General features: G+C 62.4%; 19 protein-coding genes. 8 read left to right on the top strand and 11 right to left on the bottom strand.

Annotation, left to right across the window (positions count from 1 at the left end):
• Window positions 1–66: 66 nt before the first annotated feature.
• The gene (locus MRBLMA1_RS08680; RefSeq protein WP_363736141.1) at window positions 67–1,005 is read right to left on the bottom strand and encodes an SDR family NAD(P)-dependent oxidoreductase; all 939 of its coding nucleotides are present in this window, start codon (window positions 1,003–1,005) and stop codon (window positions 67–69) included.
• A 139-nt stretch (window positions 1,006–1,144) separates the two neighbouring features.
• On the opposite strand from MRBLMA1_RS08680, the gene MRBLMA1_RS08675 reads away from it, so the two are divergent.
• The gene (locus MRBLMA1_RS08675) at window positions 1,145–1,900 is read left to right on the top strand and encodes a tyrosine-protein phosphatase (protein WP_363736140.1); all 756 of its coding nucleotides are present in this window, start codon (window positions 1,145–1,147) and stop codon (window positions 1,898–1,900) included.
• A 12-nt stretch (window positions 1,901–1,912) separates the two neighbouring features.
• Window positions 1,913–2,815: an NADP-dependent oxidoreductase gene (locus tag MRBLMA1_RS08670; RefSeq protein ID WP_363736139.1), complete on the top strand. Its 903-nt coding sequence runs from the start codon at window positions 1,913–1,915 to the stop codon at window positions 2,813–2,815.
• 35 nt (window positions 2,816–2,850) lie between these two features.
• Here MRBLMA1_RS08670 and MRBLMA1_RS08665 read toward each other — a convergent pair whose 3' ends face one another.
• Both MRBLMA1_RS08665 and MRBLMA1_RS08660 read right to left on the bottom strand, forming a co-directional pair.
• Window positions 2,851–3,642 (bottom strand): SDR family oxidoreductase, encoded by a 792-nt coding sequence (locus tag MRBLMA1_RS08665; protein ID WP_363736137.1) that lies wholly within the window; start codon window positions 3,640–3,642, stop codon window positions 2,851–2,853.
• A 205-nt stretch (window positions 3,643–3,847) separates the two neighbouring features.
• Complete coding sequence (locus MRBLMA1_RS08660) at window positions 3,848–4,477, bottom strand: TetR/AcrR family transcriptional regulator (protein ID WP_363736136.1); 630 nt, start codon at window positions 4,475–4,477, stop codon at window positions 3,848–3,850.
• An 84-nt stretch (window positions 4,478–4,561) separates the two neighbouring features.
• On the opposite strand from MRBLMA1_RS08660, the gene MRBLMA1_RS08655 reads away from it, so the two are divergent.
• The 3 genes from MRBLMA1_RS08655 (at window position 4,562) to MRBLMA1_RS08645 (ending at window position 7,111) form a co-directional block, all read left to right on the top strand.
• The gene (locus tag MRBLMA1_RS08655; protein WP_363736135.1) at window positions 4,562–5,176 is read left to right on the top strand and encodes an EthD family reductase; all 615 of its coding nucleotides are present in this window, start codon (window positions 4,562–4,564) and stop codon (window positions 5,174–5,176) included.
• Window positions 5,177–5,187: 11 nt separating this feature from the next.
• A complete protein-coding gene (locus MRBLMA1_RS08650) occupies window positions 5,188–5,982 on the top strand; it encodes an SDR family NAD(P)-dependent oxidoreductase (RefSeq protein ID WP_133651251.1) in 795 nt (264 codons plus the stop codon).
• 154 nt (window positions 5,983–6,136) lie between these two features.
• The gene (locus tag MRBLMA1_RS08645) at window positions 6,137–7,111 is read left to right on the top strand and encodes an SDR family NAD(P)-dependent oxidoreductase (protein WP_363736132.1); all 975 of its coding nucleotides are present in this window, start codon (window positions 6,137–6,139) and stop codon (window positions 7,109–7,111) included.
• Between the two features lie 145 nt (window positions 7,112–7,256).
• On the opposite strand, the gene MRBLMA1_RS08640 is transcribed toward MRBLMA1_RS08645, so the two are convergent.
• The 6 genes from MRBLMA1_RS08640 to MRBLMA1_RS08615 all read right to left on the bottom strand — a co-directional run bounded on the left by MRBLMA1_RS08640 (window position 7,257) and on the right by MRBLMA1_RS08615 (window position 13,634).
• Complete coding sequence (locus MRBLMA1_RS08640; RefSeq protein ID WP_363736131.1) at window positions 7,257–8,492, bottom strand: cytochrome P450; 1,236 nt, start codon at window positions 8,490–8,492, stop codon at window positions 7,257–7,259.
• A 119-nt stretch (window positions 8,493–8,611) separates the two neighbouring features.
• Window positions 8,612–8,929 carry a 2Fe-2S iron-sulfur cluster-binding protein gene (locus MRBLMA1_RS08635; protein WP_363736130.1) on the bottom strand — a complete coding sequence of 106 codons (318 nt, stop codon included), beginning with the start codon at window positions 8,927–8,929 and terminating at the stop codon, window positions 8,612–8,614.
• Window positions 8,930–8,951: 22 nt separating this feature from the next.
• Window positions 8,952–10,193, bottom strand: a complete 1,242-nt coding sequence (locus tag MRBLMA1_RS08630) for a cytochrome P450 (protein ID WP_363736128.1) — start codon at window positions 10,191–10,193, stop codon at window positions 8,952–8,954.
• A gap of 54 nt (window positions 10,194–10,247) precedes the next feature.
• Window positions 10,248–10,832 carry a TetR/AcrR family transcriptional regulator gene (locus MRBLMA1_RS08625; protein ID WP_363736126.1) on the bottom strand — a complete coding sequence of 195 codons (585 nt, stop codon included), beginning with the start codon at window positions 10,830–10,832 and terminating at the stop codon, window positions 10,248–10,250.
• Window positions 10,833–10,905: 73 nt separating this feature from the next.
• On the bottom strand, window positions 10,906–12,501 hold the full coding sequence (locus MRBLMA1_RS08620) for a GMC family oxidoreductase (protein WP_363736125.1): 1,596 nt from the start codon (window positions 12,499–12,501) through the stop codon (window positions 10,906–10,908).
• Window positions 12,501–13,634: a serine hydrolase domain-containing protein gene (locus MRBLMA1_RS08615; protein ID WP_363736124.1), complete on the bottom strand. Its 1,134-nt coding sequence runs from the start codon at window positions 13,632–13,634 to the stop codon at window positions 12,501–12,503. The genes MRBLMA1_RS08620 and MRBLMA1_RS08615 overlap by 1 nt, the downstream gene beginning before the upstream one ends.
• A gap of 90 nt (window positions 13,635–13,724) precedes the next feature.
• Between MRBLMA1_RS08615 and MRBLMA1_RS08610 the strand changes: the two genes are divergently transcribed.
• The gene (locus MRBLMA1_RS08610; RefSeq protein ID WP_363736123.1) at window positions 13,725–14,474 is read left to right on the top strand and encodes an enoyl-CoA hydratase/isomerase family protein; all 750 of its coding nucleotides are present in this window, start codon (window positions 13,725–13,727) and stop codon (window positions 14,472–14,474) included.
• A 24-nt stretch (window positions 14,475–14,498) separates the two neighbouring features.
• On the opposite strand, the gene MRBLMA1_RS08605 is transcribed toward MRBLMA1_RS08610, so the two are convergent.
• The gene (locus MRBLMA1_RS08605; RefSeq protein WP_363736122.1) at window positions 14,499–15,272 is read right to left on the bottom strand and encodes an SDR family NAD(P)-dependent oxidoreductase; all 774 of its coding nucleotides are present in this window, start codon (window positions 15,270–15,272) and stop codon (window positions 14,499–14,501) included.
• A 77-nt stretch (window positions 15,273–15,349) separates the two neighbouring features.
• A complete protein-coding gene (locus MRBLMA1_RS08600) occupies window positions 15,350–16,627 on the bottom strand; it encodes an MFS transporter (protein ID WP_363736121.1) in 1,278 nt (425 codons plus the stop codon).
• Between the two features lie 382 nt (window positions 16,628–17,009).
• Between MRBLMA1_RS08600 and MRBLMA1_RS08595 the strand changes: the two genes are divergently transcribed.
• Window positions 17,010–17,723: a TetR/AcrR family transcriptional regulator gene (locus MRBLMA1_RS08595; RefSeq protein WP_363736879.1), complete on the top strand. Its 714-nt coding sequence runs from the start codon at window positions 17,010–17,012 to the stop codon at window positions 17,721–17,723.
• A gap of 573 nt (window positions 17,724–18,296) precedes the next feature.
• Entirely contained in the window at window positions 18,297–19,070 is a 774-nt protein-coding gene (locus MRBLMA1_RS08590) for an SDR family oxidoreductase (RefSeq protein WP_363736119.1), read from the top strand.
• Window positions 19,071–19,128: the final 58 nt, after the last annotated feature.

Here is a 19,128-nt window from a genome sequence, read left to right as displayed (position 1 = left end):
TCGCTGATCAAGAACCCGCTTTGGAACATGGGAGTTCAGTCCGGTTGCGGACTGAACTCCTGCAGGTCAGGACGGATCCTGCGACTTCACGAACCGGTTCTGGATCGACCCGAACAGATAGTCGCGGTTCGCCTGTTCGTCGAATGCATCCAGCGTCCAACCGCCGGGATGGATGCTGGTGCGGATCGCTTCCGGTTCAGGGATCAGCGCCACTTCATCGCCCTGGATGTAGAAGTCCCTTCCGCTGACATGCGCCGCGGCATCGGTGCACAGCCACACAACCAGCGCCGCGACATGGGCGGGCAGGGCGGTCATGCGCGGCTGAGCCATCGGCTTGTTCCACAGCAGCGGAATGCCGAGTCGCGCTGATTCGGCAATGGTCTGATCGATTTCGGGCGTATGCGTGCCCGTCAGGTGCGACACCGGCCGGATCAGGTTCGCGCGAATGCCGTATTCGCCCAGATCGCGCGCAATGGTGCGGGTAAAGCCCAGAAGCCCCTCCTTGGCCGCGGAATAATTGGCCATGCCCCAATGGCCAAAGCCCGACGGCGAGCCGGTATTGACGATCACGCCGGACCGCTGCGCGATCATATGGGCCGCCGCGACCCGGCAGGTGTAGAAGCTGGACGTCAGGCTGACGTCCATGCAGAGATTCCAGTCCTGGTCCGTCATCCGGTCGATCCGGGCCGGGCGGACGATCCCGGCATTGTTGACGAGAATGTCTATCCGGCCGAAGGCGTCGAGCGCCGCCTGCACCGCCGCCTCCCCGCCTTCGCGAGTCGCGACGCTGGAACATTGGCCCACCGCGTCGCCGCCGGCGTCGCGGATCTCCTGCGCCACGGCCTCGGCGAGCGATGCGTCGCCCTTCTCCGTGCCGTAGGGGCCGCCACCCAGATCGTTCACCACCACCTTCGCGCCCTGCTCCGCCAGCAGCATCGCTTCGGCCCGGCCGATATTGCGGCCTGCACCAGTGACGACGGCGACTTTGCCCTTCAGTCTCTCCATATTCCTGCTCCCGTTGAATGTGCCGGAAGATTAGCCGCTCGCTTCCTCGGACCCTAATCACCGACGTGATGATTGCGCCCCGCGCGCTTCCCGATGAAGCCCGGATTCGCCACAAGATCAGCGGCAAGGGAGCGCCTCTATGATCCTTACATGTGCCCCAAATTTCCGCGATCTCGGCGGGCAACCAGCCGCAGAGGGCAGGCGGGTTCGTCATGGCCGGCTGTACCGTTCCGAAGCCATACCGACGCTCGCGCCGCAGGAGGCGGAAAGGCTCGCCACGCTGGGCATCCGGACCGTGTGCGACCTGCGGAGCGAAGCCGAAAGGGCGCATGCGGCTGGCCATTGGCCCAGCAGCAGCGCGACGGTGTTGCCGATGGACGTCGTCGCTGATTTCCGCGCCGATGCCGATCCGCTGGCCGCCATGCGTGAAAATCCGGGGGAGGCGGGCGCCGTCGCCCTGATGATCGATACCTATGAGGCATTGCCGGCCGCTTGCGCTCCGCATCTCGCCCTGTTGTTCGATCACCTCGCCCAGGGGGAGACGCCCCTGCTGGTCCATTGCACGGCGGGCAAAGACCGCACCGGCTTTGTCGTTGCGATGCTGCTGCACGCGCTCGGCGTACCGGAAGACGCGATCATGGCGGACTATCTGCGCAGCGGCGACTGCCCCAATCCGGCTGTCGTGGCGGCGACGCGCCGGATCATGAAGGCGGCACTGGGCAAGGAGGTTCAGGAAAGCGCGTTGATCGCGCTGGCCGGGGTGCGGCCCTCCTATCTTGCGGCAAGTCACGCCCGGATCAGCCGAGATCATGGGTCTGTCGCCCATTATCTGCGCGAGGCGGCGGGCTTGAATGAAGAAAGGCAGGCGCGGCTGATCGCGACCCTGACCGAGTGAGGAGATGAGAGGGTGAAAGCAATCGTCATCAACCGTCATGGCGGGCCGGAAGTCCTGGAACCTGCCGATCTGCCGGTGCCGCAGCCCCAACCGGGACAGGTGCTGGTGCGCATCGCGGCGGCGGCTGTCAATCCGGCGGATGGAAAATGGCGGAGCGGCATGTTCAAGGATTTCGCGCCCGTCGGCTTTCCTCATATTCTGGGTTACGACATTGCGGGCGAAGTCGTGGGCGGAGAGGGTTTTGCACTCGGCGACCGCGTCTTCGGCATGCTCGATCCCTTTCTGAAGGGCGGCTATGCCGAGCAGGTGGCTGTCGCCGCCGACCATCTCGCCCTGGTGCCGGATGCACTCGACCTGCCCACCGCCGCTGCAATCCCAACCGCTGGCCTTACCGGCTTGCAGATGGTCGAGAGGGGCTTGAACCTCCAAGCAGGACAGAGAGTTCTGCTGACCGGGGCGCTGGGCTCTGTCGGCCGTTTTGCCCTGTTCGCGGCGAAGGAGCGTGGCGCGGACGTGATCGCTGCCGTCCGTCCGGCCCATGTGAAGCAAGTCCGCGCTTTGGGCGCTGACGACGTCATCGTGCTGGGGGAAGAGGATTGGACCGGCGCGCCCTTCGATCATGTCATAGACACGGTCGGTGGCGCGGCGGTCGGTGCGCTCTGCCGACATCTGAAAGCCGGCGGCCGCGTCCTGACCGCCGCCACGACGCCGATCCCTACCGATGAATTGTCCGTCGCACCCGAATTTTTCGCCGTGCAGCCCGATGGGGCGGATGCCGCCCGTCTGGCCGCCGCCGTTGCGACAGGCAGGATTGCCGTACCCATCGCCCGGATTTTGCCGCTCGATCAGGCGACGGAAGCGCATCGGCTGGTGGAAGCGGGCGGATTGAACGGCAAAATCATTCTCACGACCTGAAAATCCGGCGGGCGCTGCCGGTCGTCAGCGCGGGATCACCCCTCTGCCAGTGCCGCCAGCGCCGCCGCTTTTTGCGCGAGCGCGCCGCGCATATCCTCGCCCACGGGCAGGCGCAAAGGCAGCGCGTCGCTTTCCAGCGCCGACAAAATCGCCTCCGCGACTTTTTCAGGCGGGTTCGCCGCCTGAGCATAATAGCCGTCGAGCACGGCTTTGCCTTGTCCGGACAGCATATCATAATCGGCCAGGCGGACCTTCGCCTCGCGGGTGCCGTGGCTGATGAAGCGGGTGGCGATCGCGCCTGGTTCGACCAGCATGGCGCGGATGCCGAAAGCCGCGACCTCCAGCGCCAGCGTCTCGGTCAAGCCTTCCAGCGCAAATTTGCTGGCGCAATAAGCGCCAAGCCCCGGCGTACCAATCAGACCGCAGCCCGAAGATATCTGGATGATAACGCCCGATCGACGGGACCGAAAATGCGGTAGCAGCGCCTGGGTCAGCGCCCATGGTCCGAAGAAATTGACCTCGAAGAGACCGCGCGCCTCCTCCAGGTCGACTTCTTCAACGGCACCGAACAGGCTTTGGCCGGCATTGTTGACCAATATGTCCACGGGGCCGGCCGCCAGCGCCTCCTTCGCAAGCCTTGCGACCTGCACGGCATCGCCCATGTCAGCGACGATAGCGGTGGTCCGGCCCGCGCCCGAACTCTCAAATGCGGTCAACGCGTCCCGGTTGCGGGCGACGCCGATCACATGGTCGCCCCGCGCCAGTACAGCTTTGGCCAGGGCTGCGCCGATACCGCTCGAAATGCCCGTGATCAGCCAGCGTTTCATGCCCGTCTCCTTGATCGTCCGTATCGTGCGGCGCGCATGCGGCGCTGCCCGGCAGCGGGATGGCCTGCGTCCCCTGAGCAGTCTTCGCTCCGTTGTCGTCCGGCGTTCCATAAATATCCGCGATCGGCAATTGTGGGGGCGAGACGCGGCCGCAAGACAGCATATTCGTGATGCCCGCCCTGGCGGCCAATGCGCCGATGCTCCTTCACGCTTCAATCCCCCGCAGGAACAGGGCGACCACGCCGTTCACCCATTGCCGGCGGAAAGCGGCATCCGCAAAGTCGTCGGTCAACAGAAATCGCAGTCCGCCATTGGCAAGGTTGATGAAATGCTGCGCCAATCGCGCGGGATCGTCGATTCTGTATCCTGCCTCGCGCAGAGTGTGGAGATATTCGGTAATCGGCGCCACCGTATCGCCGATATGGCCGTGCAGCCGGCGGGCGATATCAGGAAAGCTGTCCTTTGCCGCGATGGCCAGCCGAAGCACGGCGATCCGCTCCGCGTCCGCCACCTCGCTGGTGATGCGCAGGGCAAAATCCGTCAGCACATCGACGGGCCGTCGTCCCTCGGTCGCGATAATCCGTACATCGCTGCGCATGGATGCGACGCTGTGGAGCGCGACGGCTTCGAACAAGGCGGCCTTGTTGCCGAACCGGGCATAGATGGTCGCCTTGCTGACACGGGCGGCGGCGGCGATATGATCCATGCTCGCACCTGCATAGCCGCGCAGCAGAAAGGCGCGGGCGGCCGCATCGATCAGTTCAGCCTCGCGCAGGGGCACATCCGCATTGGTGGGCCTGCCTCGGCGTGGCTTCTCGATGGCATTTTGCGGCACGCTTGCTCCGGGATAATAAAACTGTACCGTTTATTTCTAATCGGTGCGATTCGTACGCGCAAGACCAGTTGAGGAGAGGAAAAGATGAAGCGCGTCATTCTTTTGCGCGGTCCGCGGTCGACCATGGCGGCATCCCCGTCCGAATGGGCTGGGGCGCAACCTTGGGCCGGAATGGCCGAGCGGATCGTGGTTCATGTGGGGCAGCATACCCCAAGTGAGGAAGGCGGTCCGCCATCGCCGCCGGTTTATGATGCGGTGATCGAACTTTGGACCGACGCCGCCTTCGATGTGGACAGCCTGCGTTCGGATTGGGAACAGGTGGAAGTGCGTTCGTCGACGCAGGTCGTCGGCAAGGCCGCGACGGAAGCTCCGGCAGTCGGCGTCACGCCGGGCCTTTCGCAGCTTTCCTTCATCCGCGCCCTTGCCGATTTGTCGCGGCAGGAGGTGGAACGGCACTGGGACGAGCATATTCCGCTCGCCTGCGAGATCCATGTCGGCATGAACCGCTATGTGCAGGATCGCCTGTCGCCGGCCGATCCGTGGTTCGGCATGGCGCACCTTCATTTCCCCAGCGAAGCCGCGTTGCGCGGCGGCCTGTTCAGGACGCCGGAGGATATTGCCGTGATCGGGGCTGATGTCGCCGAATTCGTCAGCGATTACGCGACCATGCTCGCCATAGAGCATGTCGTTAAAGCATAGGAGAGACAGAAATGGACCTTGGACTGGCAGGGAAGCGCGCGCTGGTAACGGGCAGCAGTTCGGGAATCGGCGCGGGGATAGCGCGCATGCTGTCGGCGGAAGGCTGCACCGTCGTGGTGCATGGCCGCGATGCCGGAAAGGCGCAGTCGGTAGCGGACTCCATTGGCGGCGACACCCGGGTGGCTGTCGGCGATCTCTCCACCAATGCGGGTGCGGACGCGGTTGTCGAGACCGCGGGGGAGATCGACATTCTGGTCAATAATGCGGGAGGTGCCGTGGGGACATCGGCCATGCATTGGACGGAGGTGGATGAGGCAGGCTGGGAGGGCACCTACCAGCTTAACGCCATTGCCGCGGCGCGCATGATCCGTCGCCTTCTGCCGGGGATGCAGGCGAGGGGATGGGGTCGCATCATCAACGTCGCCAGCGCGGCAGCCACGCAGCCCATAGCGCTTGGCCCGGATTATGGCGCGGCAAAGGCTGCCATGCTGAACATGACGGTCAGCCTGGCGAAATCGCTGGGCCCTTGCGGCGTCACGGCGAACAGCGTCAGCCCCGGCATGATCCTCACTCCGGCGGTCGAGGCCTGGCTCGGCAATCTCAAGCGCAACATGGGCTGGGGCGACATATCGCTGGAGGAAGCGGAAGCCCGCGCCGCGCGCGAGTTGACGCCCATACCCGTCGGCCGCATCGGCCGGGTGGAGGAAATCGCGCATGTGGTCTGCATGATCGCCAGCCCGAACGCGGGTTATATGACCGGGGCCAATGTGCGGATGGACGGCGGGCAGGTGCAGAGCGTGAATTGAGCCTGGCGGCCATTTCATCGAATAGCCGATCTTTCGTCCTCGCGCTGGCGCCCTTCGGGCGAATGGATAGGATCGAACCCGCTGCCGCCATGGATGATGGCCCGTTCGCGCGGAACGAGTGCGGGGCGAATGAGAGCTGAGGAAGAGGATGAGCATGACCGATTTGCGTTTCGACGGCCGCGTGGCGATCATCACCGGCGCAGGCAATGGCCTGGGCAAGGATTATGCGCTGGAACTTGCCCGGCGCGGTGCGAAGGTCGTCATCAACGATCTGGGAGGCAGCGGATCGGGGCAGGGGCAATCGCATAATGCCGCGGACCTGGTCGTTCAGGAAATCCGCGACCAGGGCGGGGAAGCCGTCGCCAATTATGACAGCGTATCGACCCGCCAGGGGGGAGCGGCCATTGTCCAGGCCGCTCTGGACGCGTTCGGCAAGGTCGACATCTGCATCAACAATGCCGGGTTCCTGCGCAATGGCCGTTTCGAGGATCTGACCGACGAGCAGATCGACGCCATCATCGACGTGCATCTGAAGGGCGCCATCTATGTGGCCCAGCCGGCCTATCGCGCAATGCGCCAGAACGGCTATGGACGCTTCCTTTTCACCGGTTCCGCCTCGGCGATGTTCGGCCATGCTTGGCAGGCCAACTACGCCGCGGCAAAGGGTGGCCTGATGGGTCTCAGCCATATCGTCGCGATAGAGGGTTCGGCCTATGGCATCACGTCGAACCTCCTGCTGCCTACCGCCCAATCCCGGCTGGCAGCGGAAATGGATGCCGGTTTCATGGAAATACCGGCCTTTGCCGACGCGGTTAAGGGCGCTGACTATGCCGCCAGCCAAGGCCGCATCGAAGTGCCGTTCAATACGCCTCTTGCCGTGTATCTCGTCAGCGAAAAATGCACCTCTACCCACGGCATCTATTCGCAGAACAGCGGCCGCTACGCAAAGGTCCGCATCTGCGCTGCTGACGGCTGGGTCGCGCCCTTGGGAACCACCCCCCCCAGCGTTGAAGATATTGCAGCGCATTGGGACAGCATCACGGACGGCGCGATCGCTCATGAACCGTTGACCGTCTATGATGAATTCACCGCCGTCGCCAAGGCGGCGCGTCGCCAGGGCCTGATCTGACCCGCTTTTGACGCGCCCCGCAGGGCGCGTCATTCGCCTTGTTCAAATGTTGGAGGGCGCGCGCGCGACGAGCGCGCGTCTTTTGCTATCAGGGTATTTTGCGCCATTCGCCAACCAGCATGTCAGCGGTGGATGGCGGGGCGGCTCAGGGCCAGCACAGATCCAGGCGCAGGACGCCGTTCACTAACCCCGTGGCCAGAACGGGCTTCGTTCCCGGCTTGATCCGGAAGTCCGGGACGCGGCTCAACCATTCCTGAAGGAAGATGCGGATTTCCCGTCGCGCCAATACCGCCCCGGGGCAGGCATGGGCGCCATTTCCGAACGCCGCATGCACCGGCTTTTCCCGGTTGAAATCAACGACCAACGGATTTTCGTTGATGCGGTCGTCCAGGCCCACCCAAAGATTGCCAGGCAATATTCGATCACCGGCGTGGAACTCCACGCCTTTATAATCAAAATTCTCGGCGATCACGCGGCATGTATTGGCAAGGCCATGCCGGCGAATCATCTCTTCTATGGCATGCTTGACGAAATCCTCGTCATCCAGCCTCTGGACCAATTGCTTGCGGTGTCCCGGATTCATCGCAAGGAAACGCGCAATGAAACCGATCATGCCTGCTACAGTGTCGAGCCCGCCGAACAATACCAATGTCGCATAGCTGACGGCCTCATCCTCCGAAATCCGCCCATCGCCAACATTGACATTGACCAGCTTGCTCAGCAGATCCTCGCCCGGATTGTCGCGGCGGGCACGGATCTTGTCCAGCAGATATCCGCCCATTTCCTGCTGCGCCCGCAGCCTTATCTCGGCCGTGTGACCGCGCACCGAACGTTCCGCAATCGGCAAAAGCTGATGTTTGTCGGATAATGGCAGCTCGACCAGTTCCAGGAACACGTGGATCGGCAAAACCTTGGCGAAATCCTCGATAAATTCGCATTCGCCCTGCGGCAGGACGCGCTCTATCGCTTGCACCGCCACGTCGCGCACCGTGCTTTCCAGTTCTGAAACAACTGCCGGCATCAATGACTGCATCAGGGGGCGGCGGTATCGGGCGTGTTCCGGTGGGTCCATCTCCAACGGAATCTGACGCGGCGTACCCTCCGGCATGGGAGGCAGGACGATATGCTTGTGCGAAAAATGATGATAGTCGCGCTGCATCGCGACGATGTCGTCACCCCGCGTCGCAACCCAGTGACCGCCATTATAGGGCGTCCAGAAAATATCGGGGTTGGCCTGCTGCACCGCTGCATAAGCGGCTTGAACGTCCTCGGCCGAACCAGGGACGTCGTAGATGTTGAAATCGCGTACCAATTCGGGCGGCACATGGTCCGGGCGCGGAGCCAACTCGATTTCGGGCATGATTGTCACGTCAGCGCTCATAGTCGTCCTCTCTGAAACTGTTTCGACCCTGCGGACGAGCGGAGCAAGAACATGCCCGTGGGCAGATAAGGATTTCACACATGCGATGGAGTTCGCCGTCCATTAACGTCCACTGCCCTTCAATCCTCCGGCGCTATCGCAACCCGCAGGCCGTCCAGTTCGCTCGTGAGCGGGATCTGGCATGACAGCCGTGAATATTCATCGCGATGGTCTGAACTGTCGAGGAGGTCGCTCTCATCCTCGCTGATGGGGGGCAGAAGGCCGGCAAAGGCGGGATCGACCTTCACATGGCAGGTGGCGCAGGAACAGCAGCCGCCGCACAGCGCCAACATTTCATCGACGCCGGCGTCCCGGATTGCCTCCATCAGGGAAAGCCCCGTAGCGGCGGCAATTTCCCGTTCCGTGCCATCGCGCGTCGTTACGATCAGATTTGGCATGATAATTCCTTTGGGACGAAGTTCAGTCGCCGAAGCGGACATGGAGATGCCTGGGCACACGCATCATGGTGCCGCGTATTTCCGGTCGCGGCTTGTCGGGATCGAAGTGCAGATTGGGTAGATTATCGAGCACCGCATGGAGCGCGCGGGTCATCTCCACGCGCGCAAGATGCTGTCCCACGCATATATGCGGCCCGCGGGAAAAGGAAAAATGCGCCTTGCGTTCGCGAAATATGTCGAACCTGTCCGGGTCGGGGAATATTGCAGGGTCGCGATTGGCCGCGCCAGCCACCACGTCGAGCAACGACCCGGCCGGGATTTCCATGCCGCCCAGAACGACGTCCTGCTTCGCCATGCGGAGCTGAACAGCCACGGGACCGTCCCAGCGCAGCGCTTCCTCGATTGCGAAAGGAATGAGTTTGCGATCCGTCCGGATAGCGTCGAGCTGGTCGGGATGTTCCAGCAGCGCGGTCAGCAGCACGCTGGTGCCGCGATAGGTCGTGTCGCCCGCCGCGTTCATCAGCTGCCGCAGGAAGGAAATCAGCACCAGAGGCGGCAGATAATCGCCATCCACTTCGGTATTGGCGAGCAGACTGACGAGATCCTCACCGGGATTGCGCCGCCGTTCCTCAACCAGGGCGGTGAAATATTCCCCCAGCTTGCGTGACGCCTCCTGCGCCTTGTCGATGTGCATGTAATCGGTCTGGCCGATCGCCAGGCGCTGGAAGGTCCGGACGTCGGACGCCGGCAGATCCAGTTGCCGGTAGATCACCTCGAAAGGATAGAGCAGCGTGAATTGTTCGACCAGATCGGCGCGACCCTTGCCCACGAACTTGTCCATCAACTTGTGGACAACGGGGTCCACGATGGTTTCGCCCCATAATTTCACATATTGAGGCAGAAAGATCTTCTGGAAGATTTTGCGCCAGCGGCCATGTTCGGGGTTATCCATGACGCTGATGCTGCCATGGCCGAAGGTTTCGCCGATGTTGAACTTGTAGCCATGGTTGGAGAAGCGATCCGTGTCGGTGAGAACGGTCAATATCTCGTCGGAACCGACAATGGTGAACATCTTGCGATCGGGATAGGTGGCGGACTGCAGACCCATTTTAGGGCGGTAATCGCCCTCCAGCACCGGCGCCTGTGCGCGCCATTGCGCGATCTGGGGATAGGGATCGAGCATATCTCCGAAATTGATGTCGTCCGCACTGAACGGATCATAGCTCGGATCGTCATATTCCTGGATTCTGACGGCGGCTTCCATGATTGGAATCTCTCCTATGTAGTATATGCTACATAATTTGACCCGCGTGCGCTGTCAATCAAGTGGTGGTCCCACCAGCGATTGCGCGATCAGCTGCTCCAGCACGTCCAGCACGGCCCCGCGTCCGGGAGGGTCGGGAAACAGGGCGTCTCGCAAGATCACGCTGGCAGCGATCATGCCGAAGCCCAGCCGAACGCCGATGCTGAGGTCGAAGGGCGGATCGATCCCGGCGAGTGCATAGCGTTTCCTGACCTGATCGACGGACTGTTCGAAGAAGGGGGCAAGCCCGCGCAACCCCGGCGGCGCATCCTCGCCGCTGGCTGGCGTTCCTGCGAGCAGGGCTCGGAACATTGCCTCGTTCCCCTCGAACAGCTCATAGACCTGCCGGGTAAAACGGCGCGTTTCCGCCTGTTTGGGATAGGGGGCGGTGGGATCGGGATGCAGTTCGACGAAATCCGCCATCAGCACGTGGAACGGCGCGATGACCACTTCATTGAACAGTCCGGCCTTGTCGCCATAATAGCGGAACAGCAACGTCTCGCTGACGTCTGCCAGGCGGGCGATTTCGCGTGTTGCCGTGCCGCCATAGCCGCGTTCGGCGAATAATTGCCGCGCGGCATCGCAGATGCGCTGGACCACGTCCTCGCGCGTGCGCCGCCGCCGGCGTACCCGCCCCCCATCCTCGGCGGAGGCAGCTTCGTCTGTCAGGATTTTAGCGATTGCGTCCCTCCAGGATAATGTCGGCCGCGTTCCATGCCGCCGCCATGATCGGACCGTTGGTATTGGCCGAAACCATCGTGGGCATGATCGATCCGTCCATGACGCGCAAGCCGTCCACGCCCTTGACGCGCAGTTTTTCGTCCAGCACCGCATCGTGGAAATCGCCCATGCGGCAGGTTCCGCAGGCATGATAGCCGGCCTGTCCGATCTGGCGGAAGGCGGAGAGGATTTCATCGTCGGTCTGAAGCGAACGGGTCGGCTCGCGTTCGCACGCGATCATCGGGGCAATGGCGGGACGGGACATCCAGTCGCGCAGATAGCGATGCATCGCGACCGTGACGGCGCAATCATAAGGATCGGTCAGATAGCCCGCCCGGATCTTCGCCGGAGCCGTCGGGTCGGCCGCCGTGATACTGACCGCCCCCTCGCTGCGCGAGCGCAGGGGATAGCCGAACAGGGTGACGCTGTGCGCCGCATCCGCGACCATATTTCCCTTGGCGTCCGGCGCAGCGACAGCGGGCGATAGCAATATTTCTATATCGGGGGTTTCCGATTCCGGCAGCACGGTCGCAAAGGCGCCGACATTGCCATAGCCCGCCGCCATCGGCCCGGTGCGCGTGAGATAATAGCGCAGCACATTGCCGACGAGTTTCAGGCCGGCCAGGTCCTTGTTGTGGCTGTGCGGAACGGCAAGGTCATAGACCATCGAAAGCAGCCGATGCTCCAGCATATGTTCGCCGACCCCGGGGCTATCGGCAACAACCGGGATGCCGAGTCCGCGCAAATGCTCGGCGGCGCCGACGCCTGACCGCTGGAGGATTTGCGGCGACATCAGCGCGCCAGCGCTGACGATGACCTCACGCCCGCTGGCGAAGTCCTGAACAACCCCGTTCACATTGGCGCGGACGCCGGTTGCGCGCTGCCCCGTGAAGAGGATCTTGTCTACCACCGCGCCCGTGACGATGCGCAGATTCGCCCTGCCGCGGGCTCGCTTGAGGAAAGTCTGGGCGGAACTCTGTCGTTTTCCCTTCCAGATGGTGCGCGGTGTGTACCCCACGCCAGCTCGGCCCGAACGGTTGAGATCGGCAACCCGCGGTACGCCCATCTGCTCGCCCGCCGCGATAAAGGCCTCGGTCAGGGGATCGCGCATGGGTTCGACCGAGATTTTCAACGGCCCTTCGCCGCCACGCACCCCGTCGCTGCCCAGTTCATGCCCCTCCATTGCCCGGAAGGCGGCGCCGATCCTGTCCCATCCCCAACCTTTTGCGCCCAGCGCCTCCCACCCGTCATAATCTTCGGGCTGGCCGCGAAAATACATCATGCCGTTGACGGAAGAGGAGCCGCCCAGCATCTTGCCGCGTATCCAGGTTTCGGCCGGAACGCTGTCATGTCCTTCGGTCTGGAAATACCAGACATGCCTTGGGTCGGTGTAGAGCTTCGCGGCGCCCCTGGGCATGTGGATGAAGGGGTTTCGATCCTCGGGTCCCGCTTCCAGCAGCAGCACGCTGTTCGCCGGATTTTCCGACAGACGGTCGGCCAGCACGCAGCCGGCGGAGCCACCGCCCACGATAATATAGTCGTGTGTCATCACAGCGCCGCCCGGATGACATCACCAATGATGGTGCGGCTGTCTTCCGCGATATTGATCGTGTCGAACATCCGATTGTGGCAGATGCCGACCGCCAGCTTCAGGTCGGGGTCGGCCCAGCCGATATTGCCGCCCATGCCCGGATGGCAGAGCGCCCGCATGTTCCGAGGGGCTGAGACGGGCGGGTTTTCCGCGCCGCCCAACCAGAATCCGGACCAGGCGATGGGAACGACCATGCCGAAGAAGACGGGGTCCGCATCCTCGAAATGCGGGCGTGGCGCGGCGAAACTGGCGACGCGCTCCTCGGACAGGAGGCGGACGCCGTTGAATTGCCCGCCATTGGCCAACATCGCCCAGAAACGGGCGTTGCTCCGCGCACTGAAAATGCCGCCCACAGCCGGAATGCAGGCGCGGCGCACATAGGGGCGTTCGAAGGGGTCGGGCATCAGGTCGACGATCAGCGGTTGCGCCTCCCGCATCATATTGTTGTCGGGCGCGACATAGACGGCGGCGGCATCCAGCTTCGCGATGCGCGGTTCGACGGCATCGGCAATGCCCAGCCAAAGATCGGTGGCGCCCAGCGGGTCCGCTATCTCTTCCTTGATGAACTGACCGAAGGGGCGGCGTTTGGGATCGGTCCGGCGCACTACTTCGCCCACCATCCAGCCAAAGGTCATCGACTGGTAGGAAGAACGGCTACCGGCAGGATAGACACCTTCCATCTCCGCGATGCGGCGGCACATCCAGTCCCAATTGGTCATCAGTTCGGGCGTCACGTCCGGTGGCATGCGCAGCACGCCCGAAACATGGGAAAGGACGTGGCGAATGGTGACGTCGCCCTTTCCGGCCTGCGCGAATTCCGGCCAATAGGTCGCGACGGGCGCGTCATAGTCGACCAGGCCGCGTTCGACCTGGATATGCAGGGCGGTGGCGCTCACCGCCTTAGACACGGAATAGACGTTGAACAGTGTGTCGCCGTCGACGGGCCGGCCGGTGGCGGCATCGGCGAGGCCCGACCAGCAATCGACAATCTGTTCCTCGCCCAGCCACGCGTTGACCTGAATCCCGATTTCCTTGCCTTCCGCGACAAGCCGGTCGAGCGTGTCCTGAACCGCGTCGTTGACCTTCGTCATCCTTCCATTCGCCTTTCCTGCTTGCCACGGCGTCGACGCCGGCTATCAAGTGTGTGCTTGATAGCACGGAAAAGGACGAGGGGAAGAGAGATGGCAGAGCAGTTCGACAATATCACGATGACGCAGGATGACGGCATTGTGGAACTGCGTATCCATCACCATGGGGGGCCGGCCAAATGGGCGCTATGGGGTGGACTGCACAAGGAACTGGGCATCGCTTTCGCGCAAATCGCGGCTGATCCCGACGCTCGCCTGCTGTTGATCACCGGAACGGGCGACACCTTCTGCGCTGAGTTCGACATGGACTGCGACATGCCGCCGATGAATGGCGCGACATGGGACGTGATCTTCCGGGAGGGCAGGGCGCTGCTCAACAATCTGCTGGCGATCGAGATTCCTGTGGTGGCCGCCGTCAATGGCCCCGCCTTCATCCATGCTGAAATCGCCCTGCTTGCCGATGTCGTGCTGGCGGCCGAGGGCGCTGCCTTCGCCGACAAGCCGCACGCGCTGGCCGGCGTGGTGCCTGGCGATGGCGTGCAGAGCATCTGGCCGATGCTGCTGGGGCCGAACCGTGGACGGTATTTCCTGATGACGGGACAGGAGATCGGCGCAACCGAAGCCCTGGCCCTTGGACTGGTCGGCGAGGTACTGGCACCTGATGCGCTGATGCCGCGCGCGCGCGAGATCGCCCGCACCATAGTCGCGCGTCCCGCCCTGGCCAATCGCTATACCCGCATCCTTCTGACGCGGGATATCAAGGCGCGACTGGCCAGGGAGCTTGACCAGGGGCTGGCGATGGAGGGGCTGGCGATCCTTGCCGGGTTGCAGGAAAAGGCCTGACGGCGTTCGGACGGTGCCGATGGGTCAGGAGACGCTGTAGCCCCCGTCCACCGTCAGATGATGGCCAGTGATGTAGCTTGCTGCATCGCTGGCTAGGAACAGGATAGCTCGTGCCTGTTCTACTGGATCGGACATTCTGCCGAGTGGAATGCGTCCCGGAGCCGTCATGGGTCCGCGCATCGGCATATCGCTTCCCATCCTTTTCGCGCCACCGCTTGCGGTGCCGCCGGGCTGCACCGAATTGACGCGGATCCTGTGTTCGGCGAATTCGACGGCGGCTGCGCGGGTCATCGCGTCGACGCCGGCCTTGGCGGAATCATAATGGGTGTTGTTGAAGATCGTCGGATGATCCGCGCTTACGGACGACACGTTGACGATGGAGCCGCCGCTGCCCTGATCGCGCATGATCCTGATGGCTTCGCGCATCATCAGGAACGTGCCGCGCGTGGTGACCGCATGCATGATATCCCATTCAGAGGCAGGCATCGTCATGGTATCCGCCTTGCGCCGATAGGCTGCGACATTGGCCAATATGTCCAGCCTGCCCAATAGCCTCTTCGCTTCACCGAACGTGGCGATGACCTGCGCTTCGTCCGCAATATCGCAGACCGCATAGGGCGACTGGCTTGCTTTGGCGGCTTCGCGAACGGCTGCCTCGTCGATGTCGACGAACAGGACGCGGGCGCCAACCTGCGTGAACAGCGTGGCAGTGGCCTGGCCGATACCGGACCCCGCCCCGGTGACAATGGCCAATTTGCCTTGAAGCCCGAAGACGGAAAGAGGCGTAGGATCGGACATGATGTTCTCCGATAGATGATGATGCTGTGCTACCCGCGGCTGAAGGCAACAAAATAGAGCGGCACGTCGGCTCGCATTCAGTCCTTATGCTGAGGATAGCGGCCCATCATGAGATAAACGCAGCCCGCCGCCATGAAACTGGCAGCGATGACCAGCAGGGCCGCGTCATAATTGCCGTGCCGGTCAAACGCGGTTCCCAGCATCGATGCGCCCAGTGCGCCGGAAAAAGCGATGAAGAACACAGCCATTCCATAGATGGTGGAGAAGGAGCGGATGCCGAAATAGCGCGCCACCATATAAGCCACCACGTCGATTTCCGCACCCAGGCCGAAGCCGATCAGCAATATGGCTAATCCCGCCATCGGTCCTTCGATCGCGCCGTGCCACGCCAGCAGGCATGTTCCGATCGCCGAACCGCAGGCGAAGAGGAAAGCGATGCCCGGCGCCCAGAACCGATCGACCAGGCTGCCGGTGATGATCGCGCCGGCAAAACTGGCAATTCCGGCCATGCCCACCAGCGCGGCGGCGCTGCCTGCCTCCACGCCCTTGCTGATGAGGAGCGGTTGCAGTTGCGTCATGATCGCGGTGGCAGGGGCGTAGCCCAGGCCAGCGCCCAGGCAAAGTAGCCATACGCGCCGTTCCCGCAGCAAATGCAGCCAGGTTGGAAGATCGGCATCCATGTGTCGATGCTGAACGTTTGCGGGCGTGCGTGAACGACCTATCCAGAACCAGGCGGCAGGCAATGCGACCACCAGCACGAGCAGCGCTTCGGTCATATAGCCAGCGCGCCAGCCATAACGCGCGATGATGGCGAAGAGGATGGTCGGTAAAGCTGCGCTGGCGAGCGCCAGGCCGCTGCGCGCGATTGCGAGCGAAACGCCGCGCGAACGTACGAAGGATTGACTGACGACGCGGGAGCAGGTGAGTCCGCTCGCCGACAGGCCAATGACGCCGGCTAGCACGCTGAGCAGGTAGAACAGCGCCAGGGAGCCGTTCATCGATGCCAGGCCCAGATAGATGAGGATGGAAAGGGCCATGCCGCCCAGCATGATCCGGCGTGGTCCGAACCTGTCTATTGCGCGACCTATGAAGGGCGCAGCGAAGGCCACCATCAGCGATGAATAATGCGCAAAGGCGATCTGGCCGCGCGACCAGCCAAATGCTTCCTGCAGGGGCAGGACGAACAGGCTGGACAGCGATTGATATGCGCCATGAGACAAGCCGATCACCAGGAACGCAGCAAGGCCGACCCGCCAGTTCCGCCGCCATTCGTCCGCAGCAGATTGCCAGCCATGATCGGCGTCTTGCGCGCTGGCCTGACCTGCGTCGGGAAGGTCCTGCGCCTTTTCCATCATGACAGCGCCTCTCTTGCTATGGTTTTGAGGGCTGTGAGTGGCAGCGGTTCCATGATGCGTCAATAAGAGGTCATGGGTCATCACATTCGCAATGCGGAGCATAGGGAAGGCATGGTTCACGCCGCACCGTTTTATCACGCGCGCTGACGGCTGGTCCGCAGGCAGGACGTCAAGAGGCTCGCGCGCCATGAGCTGGAAATCCGGTCAGGAAGCCGAGACATGATCGAGCGATGATGTACGCCGCTGCTTTCGTGCAGAGGATGGGGCGCAACGCAAAATTAATGCCGTTTTGTCATTCCATTTTACTCGGAGCTCGGCTAATCGCTATATCGCGCGCAAGCGCGTTTTTCTGACCCGCGCCCAAACAATGGTTCATGTGAAGATGCCACGTTCGACTAAAGTAGCCCAGGATGTGCTCGACGAGCGTACGGACACGCGAAAAAACATAAAGGTTGCGGCACGCCGGCTGTTTGCCGAGCATGGCCTGGAAGCAGTCACGGTTCGTGAGATCGTCGCGGCGGCGGGTGCGAAGAATGGCGGCTCGCTCAACTATTATTTCAAGTCGAAAGAGGGACTCGTCCTTGAACTGATCAACGAGATTTTCAATGATCTGAGCGTCGTCTGGTTCGAGCGCATTTCCGAACTGGATCGAAAAGGTGGTCCGACCAGCGTTCGTGAAGTCGTGGATATCATCGTTCGCGCGCCAAATCCCGATATCTACACGGACCCTTCGCCCACCGCGATCCGATTTCTTGCCAGCGTGATGTTTGTGCGCCGCAAGGACGTCGCATCCTATCTGGATAGAATGAATATCCTGGTGTACCGGCGGCTGCTGCAACTGATCAGTGGCCTTTGCCAGCACATTCCGGCGCCGGTATTGCGTCAACGGCTGATCTTCTTCGCGTGGTATACTCTCTCGGTCGAGGCAGCGCGTGAGGCCTGGCTGGCCAGCCGCCGGCGTAGCGATTTGTGGACGGAGACCGATCCGCAGCTCAACCTTGTCGAAACCGCGACAGCTCTGATCGAGGCGGGCATTCCGCAGGCTGCTCCAGATCCTGCACCGCCAAAAAGAGGCAGGACCAAGCGGAGCGACTAGACGGGGTCGCCGCAGTCGGCGCATATATCAAGATGCATGACGCTGATGCATCAGCATACTGGTAACAATCGGGGCGTGGCACGCGGGTTTACCAACTGCTGATGAGTCAAGCTCATCGCACCTTGATATAGGGGCGATCGCGACGCACGGGGCACGGGTTGCTGGTGCTCCAAGAGGAAGCGGCAGCACGTAACGATTTCAACAGGCGGCGCCTGAAAGCACGTTCACTCAACGGCGGGATTTGACGTAACGCAACGCGCCCAAGCTTGTGCTTGTGCTCGATCTTTGCATTGGGTGCACGTGTGTCGTGCGCAGGGAATGGATGATCTCTATTTTGTCGCAGGCCTGACCCTTGCTGTGGGCGGAACGCCTTTTCGCAACAATCAACCAGAGTTCCGCGGCATGCATTCTGCGCTGCGTTGCTATGCGCCATCAGCGCCATGCCATCCCCGCCAACAAGAGTCTGCATCTTGCCAATTAGAACAAATGAACTACCATGGGGTGGCAGGTTTCCTTGCGGGACTCCTTTGTCCCTGATCATCGCTTCCCATTATAGAAATTGAGAGGATCGACATGTCCGACTTGTTTGCGTTGACAAATAAGCATGTGCTCATCACTGGCGGCGCTCAAGGTCTGGGGCACATGATCGCTCAGGAATTTCTGCGGCGCGGCGCGAGCGTCACGATCACCTCGCGCAAGGCGGAGGTCAGTCAACAGGCTGTAGAGGAACTCAGCGCATTCGGTCATTGCACCGGCCTGGTCGCCGATCTGTCTCACTCCGACGGCGCCGTGGCGCTTGCCGATCAGGTCAAGGCGAAGGGTGAGCCTTTGCATGTGCTGATCAACAACGCGGGCAAGAGCGCCGGAGGCCCGATCGAAACACTGGCTGACCAGAGCTGGCCCGACCTCATGTCGATCAATGTCCAATCGCCTTTCACGCTCATCCGCGAATTGCTGCCGCTGTTGCGCGACGCAGCGACGCCCGATGACCCGGCCCGGATCGTCAACCTGGGTTCGTTCGCGGGTCATGCCTTGCCATTGCGACCGACCTTTTCCTATTCGGCGAGCAAGGCTGCGGTGCATCATCTGACGCGGATGTTGGCGGCGGAACTGGCCGCATCGCATATCGCGGTCAACGCGATCGCGCCGGGATATTTTTCGACGCGAATGACGGCCGCCATCGACAGGGCGCATATGGCAGAGATGCCCGAACTGATACCCTTGGGCCGATTGGGCCAGCCCGACGACATTGCCGGTGCCTGCGTCTATCTGTGTTCCAGGGCCGGGGCGTACCTGACTGGGGTTCTCCTTCCGGTCGACGGCGGGCTCAGCCGTGCTCGCAGATAGCGGTAAAAGGGGCGAGGCATGCCAGGCGCAAACTGGTGGCATCTGTCCGTCCGTTTCG

Origin of the sequence: Sphingobium sp. LMA1-1-1.1, from assembly GCF_040676365.1 — a bacterium.
GTDB lineage: Bacteria > Pseudomonadota > Alphaproteobacteria > Sphingomonadales > Sphingomonadaceae > Sphingobium.
The sequence above is the reverse complement of the archived record's forward strand: the minus strand, read 5'-3'. Positions and strand labels throughout refer to the sequence as shown.